We start from the raw sequence: 16,156 nt of genomic DNA, 5'->3' as shown, positions 1-16,156 counted from the left end.
CATATCTGTCAGGTGACAGTTTTCTCGGCCGGGCGCCGTCGGTGGTTGCCGCGGTGTAACCGATGACGGGCGGGCGGTTAACAACAGGCTTCGCGCGTGTCCGTCGTGTGACGGGTGGCTGGTCATCCCGGCGACCTGGTTAGATCGAAGTGAGTGCCGACGACCGGGAATCCGCCGTGGCGACGCTCACGAGCTGGGACGTGCCCGCGCGGGGATTAATCCACCGACGGCCCCGGTTGGCATTCTTGGGGGCGCAACGACGCGTCCAAATTTTGGTGCCGCCGCCACGACAGGCGGCGACGAATGCTTGACAAGACGACAAGAGGGTACGCAGAGAAGATGACCACCACCGTTTCCGCGATCGCAGCCACTTCGGCCACCGAGCCGCTGACCAAGACCACCATCGAGCGCCGCGACGTCGGCCCGCACGACGTGGCATTCGACATCAAGTTCGCCGGCATCTGTCACTCCGACATTCACACCGTCAAGGCCGAGTGGGGCGAGCCCAACTACCCGGTCGTCGCTGGCCACGAAATCGCCGGCGTCGTCACCGAGGTCGGCTCCGAGGTCACCAAGTACAAGGTCGGCGACCACGTCGGCGTCGGCTGCTTCGTCGACTCCTGCCGTGAGTGCGACAACTGCAAGGCCGGTCTGCAGCAGTACTGCACCGGCGAGGGCGGCATGGTCGGCACCTACAACGCCACCGGCAAGGACGGCACTCCCACGTACGGCGGCTACAGCCAGGCCATCGTCGTCGACGAGAACTACGTCTTGCGGATCCCCGACAGCATCCCCCTGGACAAGGCCGCTCCCCTGCTCTGCGCCGGCATCACCCTGTTCTCCCCGCTGCACCACTGGGGCGCCGGACCTGGCAAGAAGGTCGCCATCGTCGGACTCGGCGGCCTCGGCCACATGGGCGTCAAGATCGCGCACGCGATGGGCGCCGAGGTGACGGTCTTGAGCCAGTCCCTCAAGAAGATGGAGGACGGCCTGCGACTCGGCGCGGACGAGTACTACGCGACCAGCGACCCCGACACGTTCACCAAGCTGGCCGGCAAGTTCGACCTGATCGTCAACACCGTGTCGGCGACTCTCGACCTCGCCGCCTACATGGGCCTGCTGGCCACCGACGGCACGCTGGTGGAAGTGGGTGCGCCGGAGAAGCCGATGGTGGTTCCGTTCTTCCCGCTCGGTGCGCAGCGCCGCAGCCTGTCCGGTTCGATGATCGGAGGCATCCCCGAGACCCAGGAGATGCTGGACTTCTGCGCCGAGCACGACATTGCGCCCGAGATCGAGGTCATCGGCGCCGATTACGTCAACGAGGCCTACGAGCGCGTGCTCGCCAGCGACGTGCGGTACCGCTTCGTGATCGACACCGCGACGCTGTAGCAAACTCGACGACGGCCCAGATCCCCCGGGATCTGGGCCGTTTTGCGTCGGCTACCGGGTGATCGGCGGATCGACGCCTGCGTCAGTTCCGCGACGGGACCTTTACGCAAAGTTGCCCATTCGAGTTGTCGGATCGGGATGCGGGTGCGACGCTCTGGAACAGACCGCAGCGTGGCGGCCCCGACTCGTGCACTGAATCCGAAGCTTGGAGGCCCATATGAGTGCCGAATCCGCAACTACCGACGACCCGGCTGCCGCCCGGGCGACCGGCCTGAAGAAGGGTTCCATCGGCATCGTCGCGGTCATCTTCATGGCCGTGGCCAACGCCGCCCCGATCACCGCGATGACGGGCAACGTGCCCATCGCCGTCGGATTTGGCAACGGACTTGGCGCCCCGGCCGGCTTCCTGTTCGCGACGATCATCCTGACGCTGTTCGCCCTCGGATACGTCGCGATGGCGCGCCACATCACCACCACCGGCGCGTTCTACGGCTTCATCTCCCACGGCCTCGGCCAGACCTGGGGCATGGCCAGCGGCATGCTCGCCACGTTCGCCTACGTGGTGTTCGAGGGTTCGCTGATCGGCGGCTGTGCCTACTTTGCCAACGACGCCCTCAAGACCATCTTCAACGTCGACGTTCCGTGGCTGGCGATCGCCGTCGTCGCGATCGTCGCCATCGCCGCGTTGTGCTACTTCGACATCAGCCTGACCGCGGCGATTCTCGGCGTCACGCTCACCGCCGAGGTGCTCATCCTCCTCGCCCTCGCGTTCTCGGTGATCTTCTCCGGCGGCGGCCCCGACGGCCTGATGCTGAACCAAACGGTGTTGCTCAACAACGCCTTCGAGAGCCTGCCCGCCGGTGCGTTCGGCACCGCTGCGGCGGCCGGGTCGATGGCCATCGGACTGTTCTTCGCGTTCTGGTCGTGGGTCGGCTTCGAGACCACCGCGGTGTACGGCGAGGAGTCGCGCAACCCGAAGAAGATCATTCCGAGGGCGACCATCATCGCGGTCGTCGGGCTTGGCTTGTTCTACACGTTCATCTCGGCCATGGTGATCGCCGGCAACGGCGCGAAGGCGTCCGTCGAAACCTCCATCAGCGCTTCGCCTCTCGACCTGTTCTTCAACCTCGTTCAAACCAACCTCGGCGGCGTCCTGCTCGACGTCTACAAGGGACTCCTGGTCATCGGGTCGTTCGCGTGCGCGCTGGCCTTCCACAACGCCGCGTCGCGTTATCTCTACGCGCTGGGCCGCGAGGTGCCGTCCGAGAAAATCAAGTCCACCGTCGGCGGCACGCACCCCAAGCACGGGTCGCCGTACATCGCGTCGACGATCCAGAGCGTCATCACGCTGCTGATCGTGCTGTCGTTCGCGTTCTTCACCGCGGTGCAGGTGCCCGACGCCGACGGCACGCCGGTCGACACCCCCACCCTGGTGCCCTACGTCAACGTCTACGGGCTGCTGGCGTTGATCGGCACCGCCGCGATCCTGCTGGTGCAGGCGATCTGCTCGGCGGCGGTCATCTGGTTCTTCTGGGTCAAGAAGACTCACCGCGGCAACGTGATCACGACACTGCTGTGTCCGCTCGTCGGCGGTCTGGCGATGCTGTACGTGGTGTGGCTGCTGTGGGACAACCGCGAATTCGCGGCCGGCCTCGCGGCCAAGTCCGACGTCTTCAAGGCCGCGCCGTACATGATCCTCGCGGTCTTCGCGATCGGGCTCGGCTACGCGGTGTGGCTGCGCACCACCAAGCCGACGATCTACGCGGAGATCGGCCGCACGGTCATGGAGGACGCGCACGAGCGCAGCGACGCCTGACCCGACACCGCCGGAACCGAGATCCCCGCACGCCCAGCGTGCGGGGATCTCTGCGTCACCCACAATTGCCGTCGGCGTCAAACGTTGGTGCGCAACCCCTTTCGGGGGCATGGCGGGCAGCCACTGTCTGTCGACCGGGCGCCGCGCGATGTTTCCGCCCGCACCGAACCGGCTACAGACGTCTCGGCGCGACGACGCGCGAGCCCGCACGTCTCGACCAAAGGACACCATGGCAAGCAAGGCGTTTCCGGCCGACGACACGACGAGAACCTTCTTCGCCATCAGCCTCGCCGTGGTCGCCGGTGTGGCCGACACCATCGGCTTCCTCGAGTACGGCCAGCTGTTCATGTCGTTCATGAGCGGCAACACCACCCGGTTCGGCGAGGCGGCCAGCTCCCTGGACTGGGTCGGCGTGGCCCGCTTCGGCTCCGTCATAGCGCTGTTCTGCTTCGGCGCCTTTCTCGGCACCCTGATCGCCGCGTGGTCCGGGCCGTGGCGGCTCTCCACCCTGCTCGTCATCACGGCCCTGCTGCTCACCGTGGGACTCGTCATGCCGCAGGGGCCCGACGCCGTGCCCCTGCACGCCTACCCCGTCGTGCTGGCCCTCGGCCTGCAAAACGCGACCCTGCAGGACGAGGCGGGACGCAGCCTGGCACTGACCTACGTGACGGGCACCGTCATCAGATTCGGCGCCGGGCTCGCGAACATCCTCCTGCACAAGCCGGCGCCGTCGTTCTGGATTCAAGGCCCGCTGTGGGCGGGCCTGACGGCGGGCGCCGTCTGTGGCGGCGTGCTGCAACACCACTTCGGGGAGGCGGCGTTCCTGGCTCCCGCGGCTCTCGCCGGTGCCCTGGCGGCGATCGCCCTGACCATGACGCTGCTCCGGCCCGCCAGCCCGCTGGTTCTCAACGACTCTGCGCCGCAACCGGACGCCGCGCCCGACGCCCCGTCCACGGTGGTGATCCCAGCGGGTCAACGCCGCCGTTAGGCTTTTTCATGCCTTCGCCGCCCGTACGACGTGCGTGGCGCGGCCGGGGTTTGGACGCCGCGAAGGCGCCCACTCGCCAGTCGAGTTCACCGGCCATCGCCAGTCCTCCCCCGACCGGACCGATGGTCACCGTGCTCGCGGTCTTCCGGTGGTGCCGCGCACCACCAGCTTGGGCTCGAGGACGACGTCGTCGTGGAGGTCACCGTTCTCGTCTTCCATCATGCCGACCGCCAACCTCACCGCATGTTTGGCGATGCCCGAGGCGTCCTGATGCACCGTCGTCAGGTCGATCAGCGGGTAGTCCGAGAGCCGGCTGTCGTCGAATCCGATCAGTGACAACTCCGACGGCACCTGAACCCCCGACCGGGTGAACACGTCGAGCAGGCCGAGCGCGCAGCGGTCGTTGCTCGCCAATATCGCCGTCGGAAGGCGTGATTCGTCGAGGATGGTGCGTGCGGCGTGGGCGCCCGCCTCCTCGGTGTGGGCACCGGCGATCACCCGTGAGGCGGCCTCGAGCCCGTGGCTGCGCATCGCGGCGCGATAGGCGCGTCGGCGCTCGGCCGAACCCGAGCCGCCCCCGCCGTCGACGTGGACGATGTCGCGGTGCCCGAGTTCGACGAGGTAGTTCACCGCCTGACGGATCCCCTTGGCGTCGGCGGTGCGCACCGAACTCATGCCGCGGATCAGTGGCTTGCCGGCCACGTCACCTCCCACCGCGACGGTGGGCAGACGCTCCGCAATCCGTTGCAGGGCACCTCGGTTCGACGTGGGACCCAGGAGGATCAAGCCGCCACACCGATGGCTGATCAACGTCTCGATCGACTCCGTTTCGTCACGGTCGGGCAAGTTGGCCGTCAGCAGCACGTCGTATCCCACGCCTTCGGCAGCCGGATAGAGGTCGGTGACCATCTCCGCGTGAAACGGCTGCCGGACGTCCATCAGCACGCCGATCGTCCGACTTCGGCCGCGGGCCAGGAGTTGGGCGGCGGAGTCCGGGCGGTACCCGATCTCCTCGGCGACCTCGAGCACCCGGCGACGGGTCTCCTCACTGGCGCCGGGTTTACCGCTCAGGACGAACGACACCAACGTCCGCGACACCCCGGCACGGACGGCGACGTCGGCCATGGTCGGGCGGTGAGTGGCCACGGGCAGTCCCCTCGCTGTGACGCTTGACACGTCTCGGTCGTCGCGTTCATAGTAGACCTCACGCGCGTTACTAACGCGCTTTAGTCCAGACGAACGGGAGCCTCTCCGTGGCGACGACGGAAACGGGACGATCGGCGGGTCGATTCCTGACCAAGCTGACCGTCGTCGCCACACTTGGCGGCCTGCTGTTCGGCTACGACACCGGCGTGATCTCCGGCGCCCTGCTCTACATGAAGGACGACCTCGACCTCAGTTCGTTCGGTGAGGCGACCGTCGTGAGCTCGCTGCTGTTCCCCGGCGCGGCCCTGGGTGCACTCCTCGGCGGGCGGATCGCCGACCGAATCGGACGCAAGCGGATGCTGCTGCTCTGCGGCGCGATCTTCCTCGTCGGCGCGCTCGGTTGCGCACTGGCACCCTCGGTCCAGATCATGGTGGTCGCGCGCATCGTCCTCGGCTTCGGCGTTGGCGCCGCATCGGTCACCTGCCCGCTCTACCTGGCCGAGATGGCGCCGCCGGACCGACGCGGTCGCATGGTGACCGTCAACGAGCTCATGATCGTGACCGGACAGATGCTCGCCTTCGCCATCAACGCGCTGCTGGACCACGTGATTCACGACCCCCACGTCTGGCGAATCATGTTGGCAGTCGCGTCGATTCCCGCCATCGCCCTCCTTGTCGGCATGCTCTTCCTACCGGACTCGCCGCGCTGGTACGGCCTCAAGAGGCGATTCGAGGAGGCCAGAACCGTGCTGGGCTACAGCCTGGACTCGCGGGAAGCCGACGCGGAGTTCGAGGCCATCGTCGCCCATGCCGAACGGACCACGAGCAGCCGCACCCCGTGGACGGTCATCCGCGACGTGCCCTGGATTCGCAAAGTCGTGCTGATCGGTTGCGGACTGGCGATCGTGCAGCAGGCCACCGGAATCAACACGGTGAACTATTACGCCCCAACGATTCTCGAACAGAGCGGTCTCGGGGTCAGCGCGTCGCTCATCGCCACCATCGCCGTCGGCGTCACGTCCGTCGTCACCACCGTCATCGGCATCATCCTGCTCGGTTACATCGGTCGCCGGACCATGCTGCTGATCGGGTTCAGCGGCGTTGCCGCGTCCCAGGCAGCGCTCGCACTGACGTTCCTGTTGTCCGAGTCCACCACGCGGAGCTACGTCATCCTCGGCTGCATGATCGTCTTCGTCGCCTTCGTGCAGATGTTCATCGGCACCTGCGTCTGGCTGCTGCTCTCGGAGATCTTCCCCATGAGAATCCGCGGATTCGCCATGGGCATCGCCGTATTCGTGCTGTGGTGCACCAATGCGGCCATCTCGTTTCTGTTCCCGGTGCTGAACTCCACGTTCGGTTCGACGGGAACCTTCGGACTGTTCGTCGCCGTCAACCTCGTCTCGCTGTACTTCGTGTGGCGCTGCGTGCCGGAGACCAAGGGCACCACGCTGGAGGAACTAGAGGACAGGTTCGAAGCCGAGGGCACCCTCGTGACGTCGACCTGACGTCGTCACCACCCATGAATGGACCCCACGAAAGGACTCACGCGACAATGAGCAACATCCTGGTCGGCTCGGCCCCCGACTCCTGGGGCGTCTGGTTCCCCGACGACCCCGAGCAGACCCCGTACACCCGCTTCCTCGACGAGGTCGCCGCCTCGGGCTACGAGTGGATCGAACTGGGGCCCTTCGGTTACCTCCCCACCGACCCCGAGAAGCTGGCCGACGAACTGGCTCGGCGCAACCTGAAGCTCTCGGCCGGAACGGTGTTCGAGCACCTGCACCAGGACGATTCCTGGGATGCGGTATGGGCCCAGATCGAGGACGTCGCCAAGCTCACCGCGGCCGTCGGGGGCAAGCACGTCGTCGTCATCCCCGAGATGTGGCGCGACCCGGCCACCGGCGCCGTGCTCGAGGACCGCAACCTGACCACCGACCAGTGGGCCAAGAAGACCACCGGCATGAACGAGCTGGGCAAGGCCATGTTCGAAAAGTACGGCGTGCGTGCGCAATACCATCCGCACGCCGACAGCCACGTCGACACCGAAGAGAACGTCTACCGCTTCCTCGACGGCACCGACGGCGCGTTCGTGAACCTGTGCCTGGACACCGGCCACATCAGCTACTGCGGCGGTGACAACATCGCCATCATCGAGCGCGCGCCCGACCGCATCGGCTACCTCCACCTCAAGCAGGTCGACCCCGTGGTCCGCGCCAAGGTCGAAGCCGAGGACCTTCCGTTCGGCGAGGCCGTCAAACTCGGCGCCATGACCGAGCCACCGCTGGGCATCCCCGACATGCCGCCGCTGCTGGCGGCCGTCGAGCGCCTCGGCATAGACGTGTTCGCGATCGTCGAGCAGGACATGTACCCCTGCGCCGTCGATGCACCCCTACCCATCGCGCAGCGCACCCGGAAGTATCTCGGGTCGTGCGGCGTGCCGTCCGTTCGCTTCAGCTGACCGAGTCAAGGAGTCCACACAGCATGTCCGATCTACGCCTTGCCGTCCTCGGCGTCGGAATGATGGGCGCCGACCACGTCGCCCGCATCGGTTCCAAGATCGCCGGTGCCCGGGTCACCGTCGTCAACGACTACGTGACCGAGAAGGCCGAGCAGCTTGCCGCGACCATCCCCGGCTGCCGCGCGATCACCGATCCGCTCGACGCGATCGCCGACGCCGAGGTCGACGCCGTCGTGCTCGCCACCCCCGGCACCACCCACGAGAAGCAACTCCTCGCCTGCCTGGAGCACGGCAAGCCGGTGATGTGCGAGAAGCCGCTGACCACCGACGTGGCGACGTCGCTGGAGGTGGTCAAGCGCGAGGCCGAGCTCGGCAAGCGGTTGATCCAGGTCGGTTTCATGCGCCGCTTCGACGCCGAGTACGTGGCGTTGAAGGCACTGCTGGCCGACGGCCAACTCGGCACGCCACTGGTCATGCACTGCGCACACCGCAACCCCGTCGTGCCACCGAACTTCGACAGCTCCATGATCGTCAAGGACTCGCTCGTTCACGAGGTCGACGTGACGCGCTTCCTGTTCGACGAGGAGATCACCCAGGTTCAGATCATCAAGCCGGCCGCCAATCCCAGTGCACCGCAGGGTCTTCAGGACCCACAGATCGCCATCTTCACGACCGCCACGGGCAAGCACGTGGACGTCGAGGTGTTCGTCACCACCGGTGTCGCCTACGAGGTCCGCACCGAGGTCGTGGGCGAATTGGGCAGTGCGATGATCGGCCTCGACGTCGGACTGCTGCGCAAGAGCGCGCCGGGGCACTGGGGCGGGCAGATCACCCCAAGCTTCAAGGAACGCTTCGGCCTGGCCTACGACGTGGAGATCCAGCGCTGGGTCGACGCGGTGCGCTCCGGGGTGAACGTCGACGGGCCGGGCGCCTGGGACGGCTACGCCGCGGCAGCGGTGTGCGCGGCGGGTGTCGCCTCGCTGGAGTCGGGCCGACCCGTCGCGGTGGAGATGGTCTCGCGCGAGTCGATCACGGGAGCCTGAGCGGGGCATTCCTGCTAGCAGGGGGACGGCGCGCAGGCTACCGGTGAGGACAGCGGAGGCGCACCCTCCCATGATGGGGGCATGGCACGCGATCGCTCCACCCCCGCGCTGAATTGGCGCGGGACCCCGGTGTCCCGACGGTCGATTCTGATCGGCCTCGGCGCCGTGGGCGCCTTCGTCGCCGTCGACCTCGGCTCCGTGGCGTTCGCGAACGGATGGGTCGGCGGCGGCGGTGCGTTCACCCGACAGACCTTCGTCGACGGGTTCCGAGCCGTCTTCGGCAACCACCCAGGTTTTCGCAAGAATCACGCCAAGGGCGTGGCCGTCACCGGATACTTCGACGGCAACGGCAACGGCGCCGAGCTGTCGTCCGCGGCGGTCTTCGGCCGGGTGCGCACCCCCGTGACGGGCCGGTTCTCCCTGTCCGGCGGGGACCCGTTCATGGCCGACACGCCGTCGGCGGCGCGTGGTCTCGGTCTGGCCTTCGGGCTGCCGGGGGCGGACCAGTGGCGCACGGCGATGCTGAATCTGCCCGTGTTCCCCGACAATTCGCCACGCGGGTTCTACGACCGGCTGCTGGCCTCGGCGACCGTCGCCGGCACCGGCAAGCCCGACCCGGCGGCAATGGCCGCCTTCCTGGCCAAGCACCCCGAGACCGCGGCCGCGATGGCCGTCATCAAGAATCACCCGCCGACACCGGGATTCGCCGACAGCACATTCTCCGGCCTCAACGCGTTCTACGTCGTCGACGCCGCCGGGCGGCGCACCCCGGTGCGATGGTCGTTCACGCCACTGCAGGCGGCCCTCCCGTCGACGGCGGGTGACGACGGCCTGTTCGACGCGTTGGTGCGGCAACTGCGGACCGGTCCACTGAGCTGGCGACTGCACCTGGTGGTGGGCGAACCGCCGGACCCGCTGACGGATGCGACGCTGCCGTGGCCGCCCGAGCGGCGGGTCGTCGACGCCGGCACGCTCACTCTGACCGGTGCCGAGACCGAGGCGCCGGGCAACGCCCGCGACGTCAACTTCGACCCGCTGGTCCTTCCGCCGGGCATCGAACCGACCGACGATCCGCTGCTGAGCGCTCGTTCGTCGGTGTACGCGGCGTCCTACCGGGCACGCACCGGCGAGCCCAAGTCCGCGTCCGCGGTGCAGGTGGGAGAGGTGTCATGACCATCCGCTATCCGCTGCGGACCCGCCTCCTGCACTGGCTGACCGCACTGCTGGTGTTCTCTGCGCTGCTCGTCGGGTTCGTGATGGTGAACTCGCTGGACTCCTATGCGGCGTTGGTCGGTGTGCACATGACGCTGGGCGTCGTCATCCTGGTGGTCGTCGTGGTCCGCGCGGCCAACCGGTTCACCCATCGCACTCCACCCCTGCCGGACACGGTCGGCGGGTTCGAGCACGCCCTCGTCGTCGGCTCCGAGCTGTCGATGTACGCCCTGCTGCTGGCGCAGCCGCTCGTCGGCTGGGCGATGGTGTCGGCGGAGAGTCGACCCGTCGAGGTGTTCGGCCTGTTCCGGCTGCCCCGCATCGCACCCGCCGACGCCGACGTCTTCTTCGCGCTACGGCAGACCCATTCGGTACTGGCGTACCTGTTGGTGGTCGTGATCATCGCTCACGTCAGCGCGGTGCTGCTTCACACGCTGACGCTGCGAGACCGGATGCTGTCCCGGATGACGTTCGGACGGGACTAGGAGTTCCGGTCACCGCGGTTGGGAAGAAGGGTCTTTGGACTCCATCGGCGTCGCCCGCAGGCGACATAGGTTCGCATCATGACTCAGACGCTCGATTCACCGACCACACCGCGGACCGTCGACGTGATGCGCGCCGCGGTGGTCACCACATTTGGTGCTCCGCTTGAGGTTCGAGACGTCGAACTACCCACGCCCGGGTACGGCGAGGCACTGGTGAAGCTGGAGACCTCGGGCGTCTGTCACACCGATCTGCATGCCGCACATGGGGATTGGCCGGTCAAGCCGGCACCCCCGTTCATCCCCGGCCACGAGGGCTACGGCAGCGTCGTCGCCCAAGGCGACGGCGTGAACGACCTGAAGATCGGCGACAAGGTCGGCAACGCCTGGCTCTGGTCGGCGTGCGGAAGCTGCGAATACTGCCGCACCGGTTGGGAGACACTGTGTGAGAGCCAGCAGAACGGCGGCTACAGCGTCAACGGCAGCTTTGGCAGCTACATGCTCGTCAACGCCGCCTACGCCCCCCGGATCCCGGACGGCGTCGACCCACTGGAGATAGCACCCATCCTGTGCGCGGGCGTGACCGTCTACAAGGGCCTGAAGGTGACCGACACCCGGCCCGGCCAGTGGGTCGCGATCTCCGGCATCGGCGGGCTCGGCCACATCGCCGTGCAGTACGCACGGGCGATGGGACTGCGCGTGGTCGCCGTCGACGTCGACGACGCCAAGCTCGCCCTGGCGACCAGCTTCGGCGCCGAAGTCGTCGTCAACGCCGCCACCAGCGACGTGGTGGCCGAGGTGCAGAAAGCCACCGGAGGCGTGCACGGAGTGCTGGTCACCGCCGTGCACCCGCAGGCCTTCGGGCAGGCGATCGGCTTGGCCCGCCGCGGCGGCACCATCGTGTTCAACGGGCTGCCGCCCGGCAACTTTCCGGCGCCGATCTTCGACATCGTGCTCAAGGGCCTGACGATCCGGGGCTCCATCGTCGGCACCCGCCAGGACATGGTCGAGGCGCTCGACTTCTACGCGCGCGGGCTGATCCACCCGACGGTGGCCAGCGCGCGCCTCGACGAGATCAACGACGTGTTCGGCCGCATGGAACGCGGACAGATCGACGGCCGCGTCGTCATCGACTACCGGACGCCCTGACGGCCAACGGCAAGCCGAGCCGCTCCCGCAGGGTCGACGCCGGGTACTCGCGACGGAACAGCCCTCGCTGCTGCAGGAGCGGGACGACGAGGGTGGCGAAGTTCTCCACGTCGACGACGGCCTCGGCAGGCATGATGGTGAACCCGTCAGCCGTGCCCGCTCGATACCACGACTCCAGATCGTCGGCGACCTGCTCGGCCGAGCCCACCAGCAGCCGATGCCCCGAGCCGCCGGCGGCCATGACGACGAGTTCCCGCGGTGTGCGCGGACCCTCCGCGATCAACGCCCTGATCGCCGCACTGAACCCCGTCGAGAAGGCCTGCCCCGCAGGCGTATCCGGCAAGTCGGACGCGCAGATGGGATCATCCGGACCGAACGAACCCGTGGAGAGGCCGAGGTTTACGAGGAGGTCATCGGTGAGGCGCGCGATCGGCAGCGTCGCCGTGAGCTGCTCGGCGCGGGCGTGGGCGTCGGCCGCGCTCGCGGAGACGAGCACCACCACACCCAGCGACACCTTGACGTCGTCTGGTTGCCGGCCGGCGGCAGTGGCCCGCCGTCGGATGTCGTCGCGGAAGGCCACGGCCTTCGCCTTGGTCTGGGCCGCGGTGAACACGACGTCGGCGAACTCCCCGGCCAACCTCAAACCGCCCTCGGATCCGCCGGCCTGCACGACCACCGGACGTCCCTGCGGGCCCGGCGGTACGGGCAGAGGTCCGGCGACGGAGAAGAACTCACCGTCGTGATCGATGGCCCGAACCTTCGAGGCGTCGGCGTACCGGCCGGCCACCTTGTCCGCGACGAGCCAACCCGGCTCCCAGCTGTCCCACAATCGCGTGACCACGTCGAGGAACTCCCAGGCCCTGCGGTACCGAGTGTCCTTGTCGGGGTGGGCGGTCAGACCGAAGTTCGCTGCGGCAGAGGATGTCCCGGTGGTCACTATGTTGACCGCCGCACGACCCTTGGTGACGTGATCGAGCGCCTGGAACCGGCGGGCCAGGTTGTACGGCGAGTTGTACGTCGTCGAGCTCGTGATCACCACGCCGATGTTCGTCGTCGTCGCCGCCAGATGGCCGAGCAGGACGAGCGGATCCAAACCCGTCCCCGGCGCTTCACCAATCTCACTACCCAATGCGGGCCCGTCCCCCAGGAACACGCCGTCGATCGTCGCCTTCTCGGCGATCCTCGCGAGCCGGGTGAAGTGGTCGACGTCGACGTGGGCGAGCGGATCGGCGTGCGGCAGCCGCCAGGAGTGGCGGAAATGCCCCGGCGTCATCAGGGAGACGAACAGGTGGAGGCCAGTCATCGGATCGCTGGCCGCCATCCGAGGCGCGGGGCCAGGTCACGCGCCGTGTCCTCGAGCAGCCGAAGGTGTTCGGCGTGGTCGGGCACTCCGGGGACGAAGCTGACGAGAAGGTCCGTGACGTTGCGTAGGGCGGGATCGGCGGCGAGCTCGTCGGCCAGTGCCGCACTGGGTCCGACAAGGGCGTGATCGGTGGCCAGGTACTCCTCGACGGTGTCGGTGCGCCTCGGGTCGCCATGAGTGCTCCAGCTCTGCCAGCGGCGCACCCCGGGAGTGACCAGCCGAACGGCTTCGGCCCGATCCGGGTGGGGGTACACCGCCCGGGAGACTTGCACGCGTGGAGACGTCGAGGCATCCGACCATGCGGCGCGGTAGGTGGCGATGACGTCGGCCTGCCGGATCTGCGCCTCCTCGACCGTGCCGTTCTGCCAGGCGGTGGCGCGCGAGAGTTGCAGCCCGTCCGCGGCTGTCGCCACCCGCTCGGCGGCCCGGTGGGATTGCGTCGGGTCAGCCGAGATGGCCTGCCAGAGACGCCGACGGACTCCACTACCCGGTGGGTGCAGGACCTCCCCCGCTCGGTTGAGGGCTCCGCCGTTCAGGACGTGATGCAGACGGTCCACCGAGTCGTCGAAGGTGCGATGTCTGTCGCCCAGATCCTTTCCGAACGCTTCCCACGCCCCGGCGAACGGACCCGAGCCAACGCCCAGCTCCAAGCGCCCACCGCTGATCTCGTCCAACGTCGCGGCGTCCTCGGCCACCTTGAGCGGATCCTCGAGCGGCAGCACCAGAACGCCCGTCCCCAGTCGAATCCTGCTGCTGCGCTCGGCAATCGACGCCAACACCACCAGCGGGGCGGACACGTGTTCGTTTCCCTGCCGGAAGTGGCGTTGGATCACCCATCCGGAGTCATACCCCAAGGCCTCTGCAGCGACGAAAAGGTCCACTGCGTCGCGGTAGGCCTGGGCGGGCGGCACGTCTCGGTCGAGGTGAAGCAGGAAGCCCAACCGGAACGCGCGACCGTCCTCGACGCCCGCTCCGATTCGGTGGGTCGCGACGCTGGTCATGTCAGAGGTTCAGCCCGGTCCCGTGCACGCCGTGCTCGTCGACGAGGGCCAACTCCTCGTCGGTCAGCGGCGGGAAGTCGAGCGCCTTGACGTTGTGGTCGAGCTGCCACGTCGAGCTTGCGCCCACCAGCGCCGAGGTCACCGTGGGGTCGCGCAATACCCACTGCAGGGCGAGCTGGGCCAGGGACTGTCCCCGCGCCTCGGCGACCTTGTTGAGTTCGGCGGTTCGCTGACGGTAGGTGTCGGTGATGACGTCGGGGGCGAGGAACGTGCTGTTGACCGCTCGTGCGTCGTCGGGAATGGAGTCCAGGTACTTGTTGGTCAACAAGCCCTGCGCGAGAGGCGAATACACGACGAGCCCGAACCCGTCCTCGCGCGCCAAGGCGAGCAGGCCGTTCTGTTCGACGCTCCGGTCGAAGATCGAGTAGCGGGGCTGGTGGACCAGCAGGGGGACGCCGGCGTCGGCCAGCAGCACCGCGGCCTGGTGGGTGCGATCGGGCTGGTAGTTCGAGATGCCGACGTAGAGCGCCTTGCCCTGCTCCACGGCCGAAACCAGCGCACCGACGGTCTCCTCGAGTGGCGTGGAGGGATCGGGTCGGTGGCTGTAGAAGACGTCGACGTAGTCGGTGCCGAGATCGCGCAGACTGTGCTCGAGCGAGGTCAACAGCGACTTGCGGGAGCCGCCCACCAGGTAGGGGCTCGGCCCGATGGGGCCGCCGGCCTTGGTGGACAGGATGATCTCGTCGCGGTACCTCGAGAGGTCCTTCGCCAGCACCCGTCCGAAGTTCTGCTGCGCGGCACGGTGCGGCGGACCGTAGCGGTCGGCGTTGTCGAAATGCGTGATGCCGAGATCGAAGGCATGCAGGATGATCTCGCGCTGCGTCTCGAACGGATAGTCGGTGCCGAACTTCTGCCACAACCCGAAGGAGAAGGCCGGCAGGTCCAGGCCCGACCGGCCGGATCGCCGATACGGGATGGTCTCGTACCGGGCATCGGCCGCGGCGTACGTGGTTTCGAAGGTTCCGAAGGACATGTGGTCGGGTGCCTTTCCGTAGGTGTCTGGTGGTCACTGATTGCGGCGGAGTGCGGCGGGCTGCAGCGACGGGGTGTCACGGCCGGTGTCGCGATCGTGGAATTGCGTTCCCGGCTCGACGATCTCGTCGATTCGATCGAGGACGTCGTCACTCAGCTGGACGGTTGACGCCTTGAGGTAGGTCTCGAGATGCTCCTGGGTGCGAGGCCCGATGATCACACTGCTGATCGCGGGATGGTTGAGCGCGAACGCAACGGACAGCTCGACGAGGGTCAGCCCGTTGTCCTCGGCGAGCGTGGCGAGCGCGTCGGCGGCAGCCAGCTTTCGCTGGTTCCGCCGGGACGTCACGTCGAAGCGACCCGGAATCAGCTCTGCGCGAGCCGACTCCGGTTGATCGGCGCCGACCCGATACTTGCCCGACAACCAGCCTGCCGCCAGCGGACCGTAGGACAGGACTCCGACGCCGTACTGGCGGACGACCGGGAACACCTCCCGCTCGGCGCCGCGTACCAGCAACGAGTACGGCAGTTGTTCGGTATGCGGGGCGATGAGTCCGTACTTCTCGGCCAGCCAGTGGGCTTCGACCTGGAGGTGCGCCGGGAACACCGACGTTCCGTAGTACCGGATCTTGCCTTGGCGGATCAGGTCGTTGAGGGTCTGCAGCGTCTCGAGCAGGCTGGTGTGGGGATCTGGCCGATGCGCTTGGTACAGATCGACGGCATCGGTGCCGAGCCGACGCAAACTGTCCTCGACCGCGTGGGTGATCCACCGCCGCGAGTTCCCCGCCGATCGTCGATCCGTCCCGATCTGCCCATGGAACTTGGTCGCCAGGAAGACCTCGTCACGACGGCCCGTGATGGCCTTGCCGACGATCTCCTCGGAGACACCCTGGGCGTAGACGTCCGCGGTGTCGATCGAGGTGATGCCGGCATCGAGGGCCGCGCCGATGATCCGGATGCTCTCGGCCTCGTCCTGCCAGCGCCCGAAGTTCATGGTGCCCAAGGTCAGCGGCGTGACCCGCACTCCCGTGCGACCCAGCACCCGGTCGGTATCGAACGTCATGACAGTCCCTTCAT

At 67.6% G+C, this 16,156-nt stretch carries 14 protein-coding genes; 9 read left to right on the top strand and 5 right to left on the bottom strand.

Annotation, left to right across the window (positions count from 1 at the left end):
• Window positions 1-339: 339 nt before the first annotated feature.
• The 3 genes from H7J06_RS16710 (at window position 340) to H7J06_RS16700 (ending at window position 4,193) form a co-directional block, all read left to right on the top strand.
• Window positions 340-1,389, top strand: coding sequence for an NAD(P)-dependent alcohol dehydrogenase (locus H7J06_RS16710; RefSeq protein WP_264040093.1), 1,050 nt, complete (start codon window positions 340-342; stop codon window positions 1,387-1,389).
• Window positions 1,390-1,606: 217 nt separating this feature from the next.
• Entirely contained in the window at window positions 1,607-3,205 is a 1,599-nt protein-coding gene (locus H7J06_RS16705) for an APC family permease (protein WP_264040092.1), read from the top strand.
• A gap of 229 nt (window positions 3,206-3,434) precedes the next feature.
• Window positions 3,435-4,193 carry a YoaK family protein gene (locus H7J06_RS16700; RefSeq protein ID WP_264040090.1) on the top strand — a complete coding sequence of 253 codons (759 nt, stop codon included), beginning with the start codon at window positions 3,435-3,437 and terminating at the stop codon, window positions 4,191-4,193.
• Window positions 4,194-4,319: 126 nt separating this feature from the next.
• On the opposite strand, the gene H7J06_RS16695 is transcribed toward H7J06_RS16700, so the two are convergent.
• Window positions 4,320-5,318: a LacI family DNA-binding transcriptional regulator gene (locus H7J06_RS16695; RefSeq protein ID WP_264040131.1), complete on the bottom strand. Its 999-nt coding sequence runs from the start codon at window positions 5,316-5,318 to the stop codon at window positions 4,320-4,322.
• Between the two features lie 128 nt (window positions 5,319-5,446).
• On the opposite strand from H7J06_RS16695, the gene H7J06_RS16690 reads away from it, so the two are divergent.
• From H7J06_RS16690 to adhP, 6 genes are all read left to right on the top strand, one after another.
• Window positions 5,447-6,844 (top strand): sugar porter family MFS transporter, encoded by a 1,398-nt coding sequence (locus H7J06_RS16690; protein WP_264040089.1) that lies wholly within the window; start codon window positions 5,447-5,449, stop codon window positions 6,842-6,844.
• 47 nt (window positions 6,845-6,891) lie between these two features.
• Window positions 6,892-7,797, top strand: coding sequence for a sugar phosphate isomerase/epimerase family protein (locus tag H7J06_RS16685; RefSeq protein ID WP_264040088.1), 906 nt, complete (start codon window positions 6,892-6,894; stop codon window positions 7,795-7,797).
• A 23-nt stretch (window positions 7,798-7,820) separates the two neighbouring features.
• Window positions 7,821-8,840, top strand: coding sequence for a Gfo/Idh/MocA family protein (locus tag H7J06_RS16680; RefSeq protein WP_264040087.1), 1,020 nt, complete (start codon window positions 7,821-7,823; stop codon window positions 8,838-8,840).
• 81 nt (window positions 8,841-8,921) lie between these two features.
• Complete coding sequence (locus H7J06_RS16675; protein WP_264040086.1) at window positions 8,922-10,013, top strand: catalase family peroxidase; 1,092 nt, start codon at window positions 8,922-8,924, stop codon at window positions 10,011-10,013.
• Window positions 10,010-10,537 (top strand): cytochrome b, encoded by a 528-nt coding sequence (locus H7J06_RS16670; RefSeq protein WP_264040085.1) that lies wholly within the window; start codon window positions 10,010-10,012, stop codon window positions 10,535-10,537. Before H7J06_RS16675 ends, H7J06_RS16670 begins: the two co-directional genes overlap by 4 nt.
• 78 nt (window positions 10,538-10,615) lie before the next feature.
• A complete protein-coding gene (gene adhP, locus H7J06_RS16665) occupies window positions 10,616-11,683 on the top strand; it encodes an alcohol dehydrogenase AdhP (protein WP_264040083.1) in 1,068 nt (355 codons plus the stop codon).
• Here adhP and H7J06_RS16660 read toward each other — a convergent pair.
• The 4 genes from H7J06_RS16660 to H7J06_RS16645 are packed head-to-tail and all read right to left on the bottom strand — an operon-like array spanning window position 11,661 to window position 16,142.
• Window positions 11,661-12,986 carry an NtaA/DmoA family FMN-dependent monooxygenase gene (locus tag H7J06_RS16660; RefSeq protein WP_264040082.1) on the bottom strand — a complete coding sequence of 442 codons (1,326 nt, stop codon included), beginning with the start codon at window positions 12,984-12,986 and terminating at the stop codon, window positions 11,661-11,663. The genes adhP and H7J06_RS16660 overlap by 23 nt on opposite strands.
• On the bottom strand, window positions 12,983-14,047 hold the full coding sequence (locus H7J06_RS16655) for an LLM class flavin-dependent oxidoreductase (RefSeq protein WP_264040081.1): 1,065 nt from the start codon (window positions 14,045-14,047) through the stop codon (window positions 12,983-12,985). Before H7J06_RS16655 ends, H7J06_RS16660 begins: the two co-directional genes overlap by 4 nt.
• A 1-nt stretch (window position 14,048) precedes the next feature.
• Entirely contained in the window at window positions 14,049-15,080 is a 1,032-nt protein-coding gene (locus H7J06_RS16650; protein ID WP_264040080.1) for an aldo/keto reductase, read from the bottom strand.
• Between the two features lie 33 nt (window positions 15,081-15,113).
• Window positions 15,114-16,142 carry an aldo/keto reductase gene (locus H7J06_RS16645; protein ID WP_264040079.1) on the bottom strand — a complete coding sequence of 343 codons (1,029 nt, stop codon included), beginning with the start codon at window positions 16,140-16,142 and terminating at the stop codon, window positions 15,114-15,116.
• Window positions 16,143-16,156 lie beyond the last annotated feature (14 nt).

The sequence above is a fragment of the Mycolicibacterium hodleri genome, assembly GCF_025822245.1.
Classification (GTDB): Bacteria; Actinomycetota; Actinomycetes; order Mycobacteriales; family Mycobacteriaceae; genus Mycobacterium; species Mycobacterium hodleri.
This window is presented reverse-complemented; position numbering and strand designations above follow the sequence as displayed.

Bases quoted from the DNA above. Each gene is read 5' to 3' on its own strand.
- H7J06_RS16710 (WP_264040093.1), top strand. From the start codon at position 340: ATGACCACCACCGTTTCCGCGATCGCAGCCACTTCGGCCACCGAGCCG.
- H7J06_RS16705 (WP_264040092.1), top strand. From the start codon at position 1,607: ATGAGTGCCGAATCCGCAACTACCGACGACCCGGCTGCCGCCCGGGCG.
- H7J06_RS16700 (WP_264040090.1), top strand. From the start codon at position 3,435: ATGGCAAGCAAGGCGTTTCCGGCCGACGACACGACGAGAACCTTCTTC.
- H7J06_RS16695 (WP_264040131.1), bottom strand. From the start codon at position 5,318: ATGGCCGACGTCGCCGTCCGTGCCGGGGTGTCGCGGACGTTGGTGTCG.
- H7J06_RS16685 (WP_264040088.1), top strand. From the start codon at position 6,892: ATGAGCAACATCCTGGTCGGCTCGGCCCCCGACTCCTGGGGCGTCTGG.
- H7J06_RS16680 (WP_264040087.1), top strand. From the start codon at position 7,821: ATGTCCGATCTACGCCTTGCCGTCCTCGGCGTCGGAATGATGGGCGCC.
- H7J06_RS16675 (WP_264040086.1), top strand. From the start codon at position 8,922: ATGGCACGCGATCGCTCCACCCCCGCGCTGAATTGGCGCGGGACCCCG.
- H7J06_RS16670 (WP_264040085.1), top strand. From the start codon at position 10,010: ATGACCATCCGCTATCCGCTGCGGACCCGCCTCCTGCACTGGCTGACC.
- adhP (WP_264040083.1), top strand. From the start codon at position 10,616: ATGACTCAGACGCTCGATTCACCGACCACACCGCGGACCGTCGACGTG.
- H7J06_RS16660 (WP_264040082.1), bottom strand. From the start codon at position 12,986: ATGACTGGCCTCCACCTGTTCGTCTCCCTGATGACGCCGGGGCATTTC.
- H7J06_RS16655 (WP_264040081.1), bottom strand. From the start codon at position 14,047: ATGACCAGCGTCGCGACCCACCGAATCGGAGCGGGCGTCGAGGACGGT.
- H7J06_RS16650 (WP_264040080.1), bottom strand. From the start codon at position 15,080: ATGTCCTTCGGAACCTTCGAAACCACGTACGCCGCGGCCGATGCCCGG.
- H7J06_RS16645 (WP_264040079.1), bottom strand. From the start codon at position 16,142: ATGACGTTCGATACCGACCGGGTGCTGGGTCGCACGGGAGTGCGGGTC.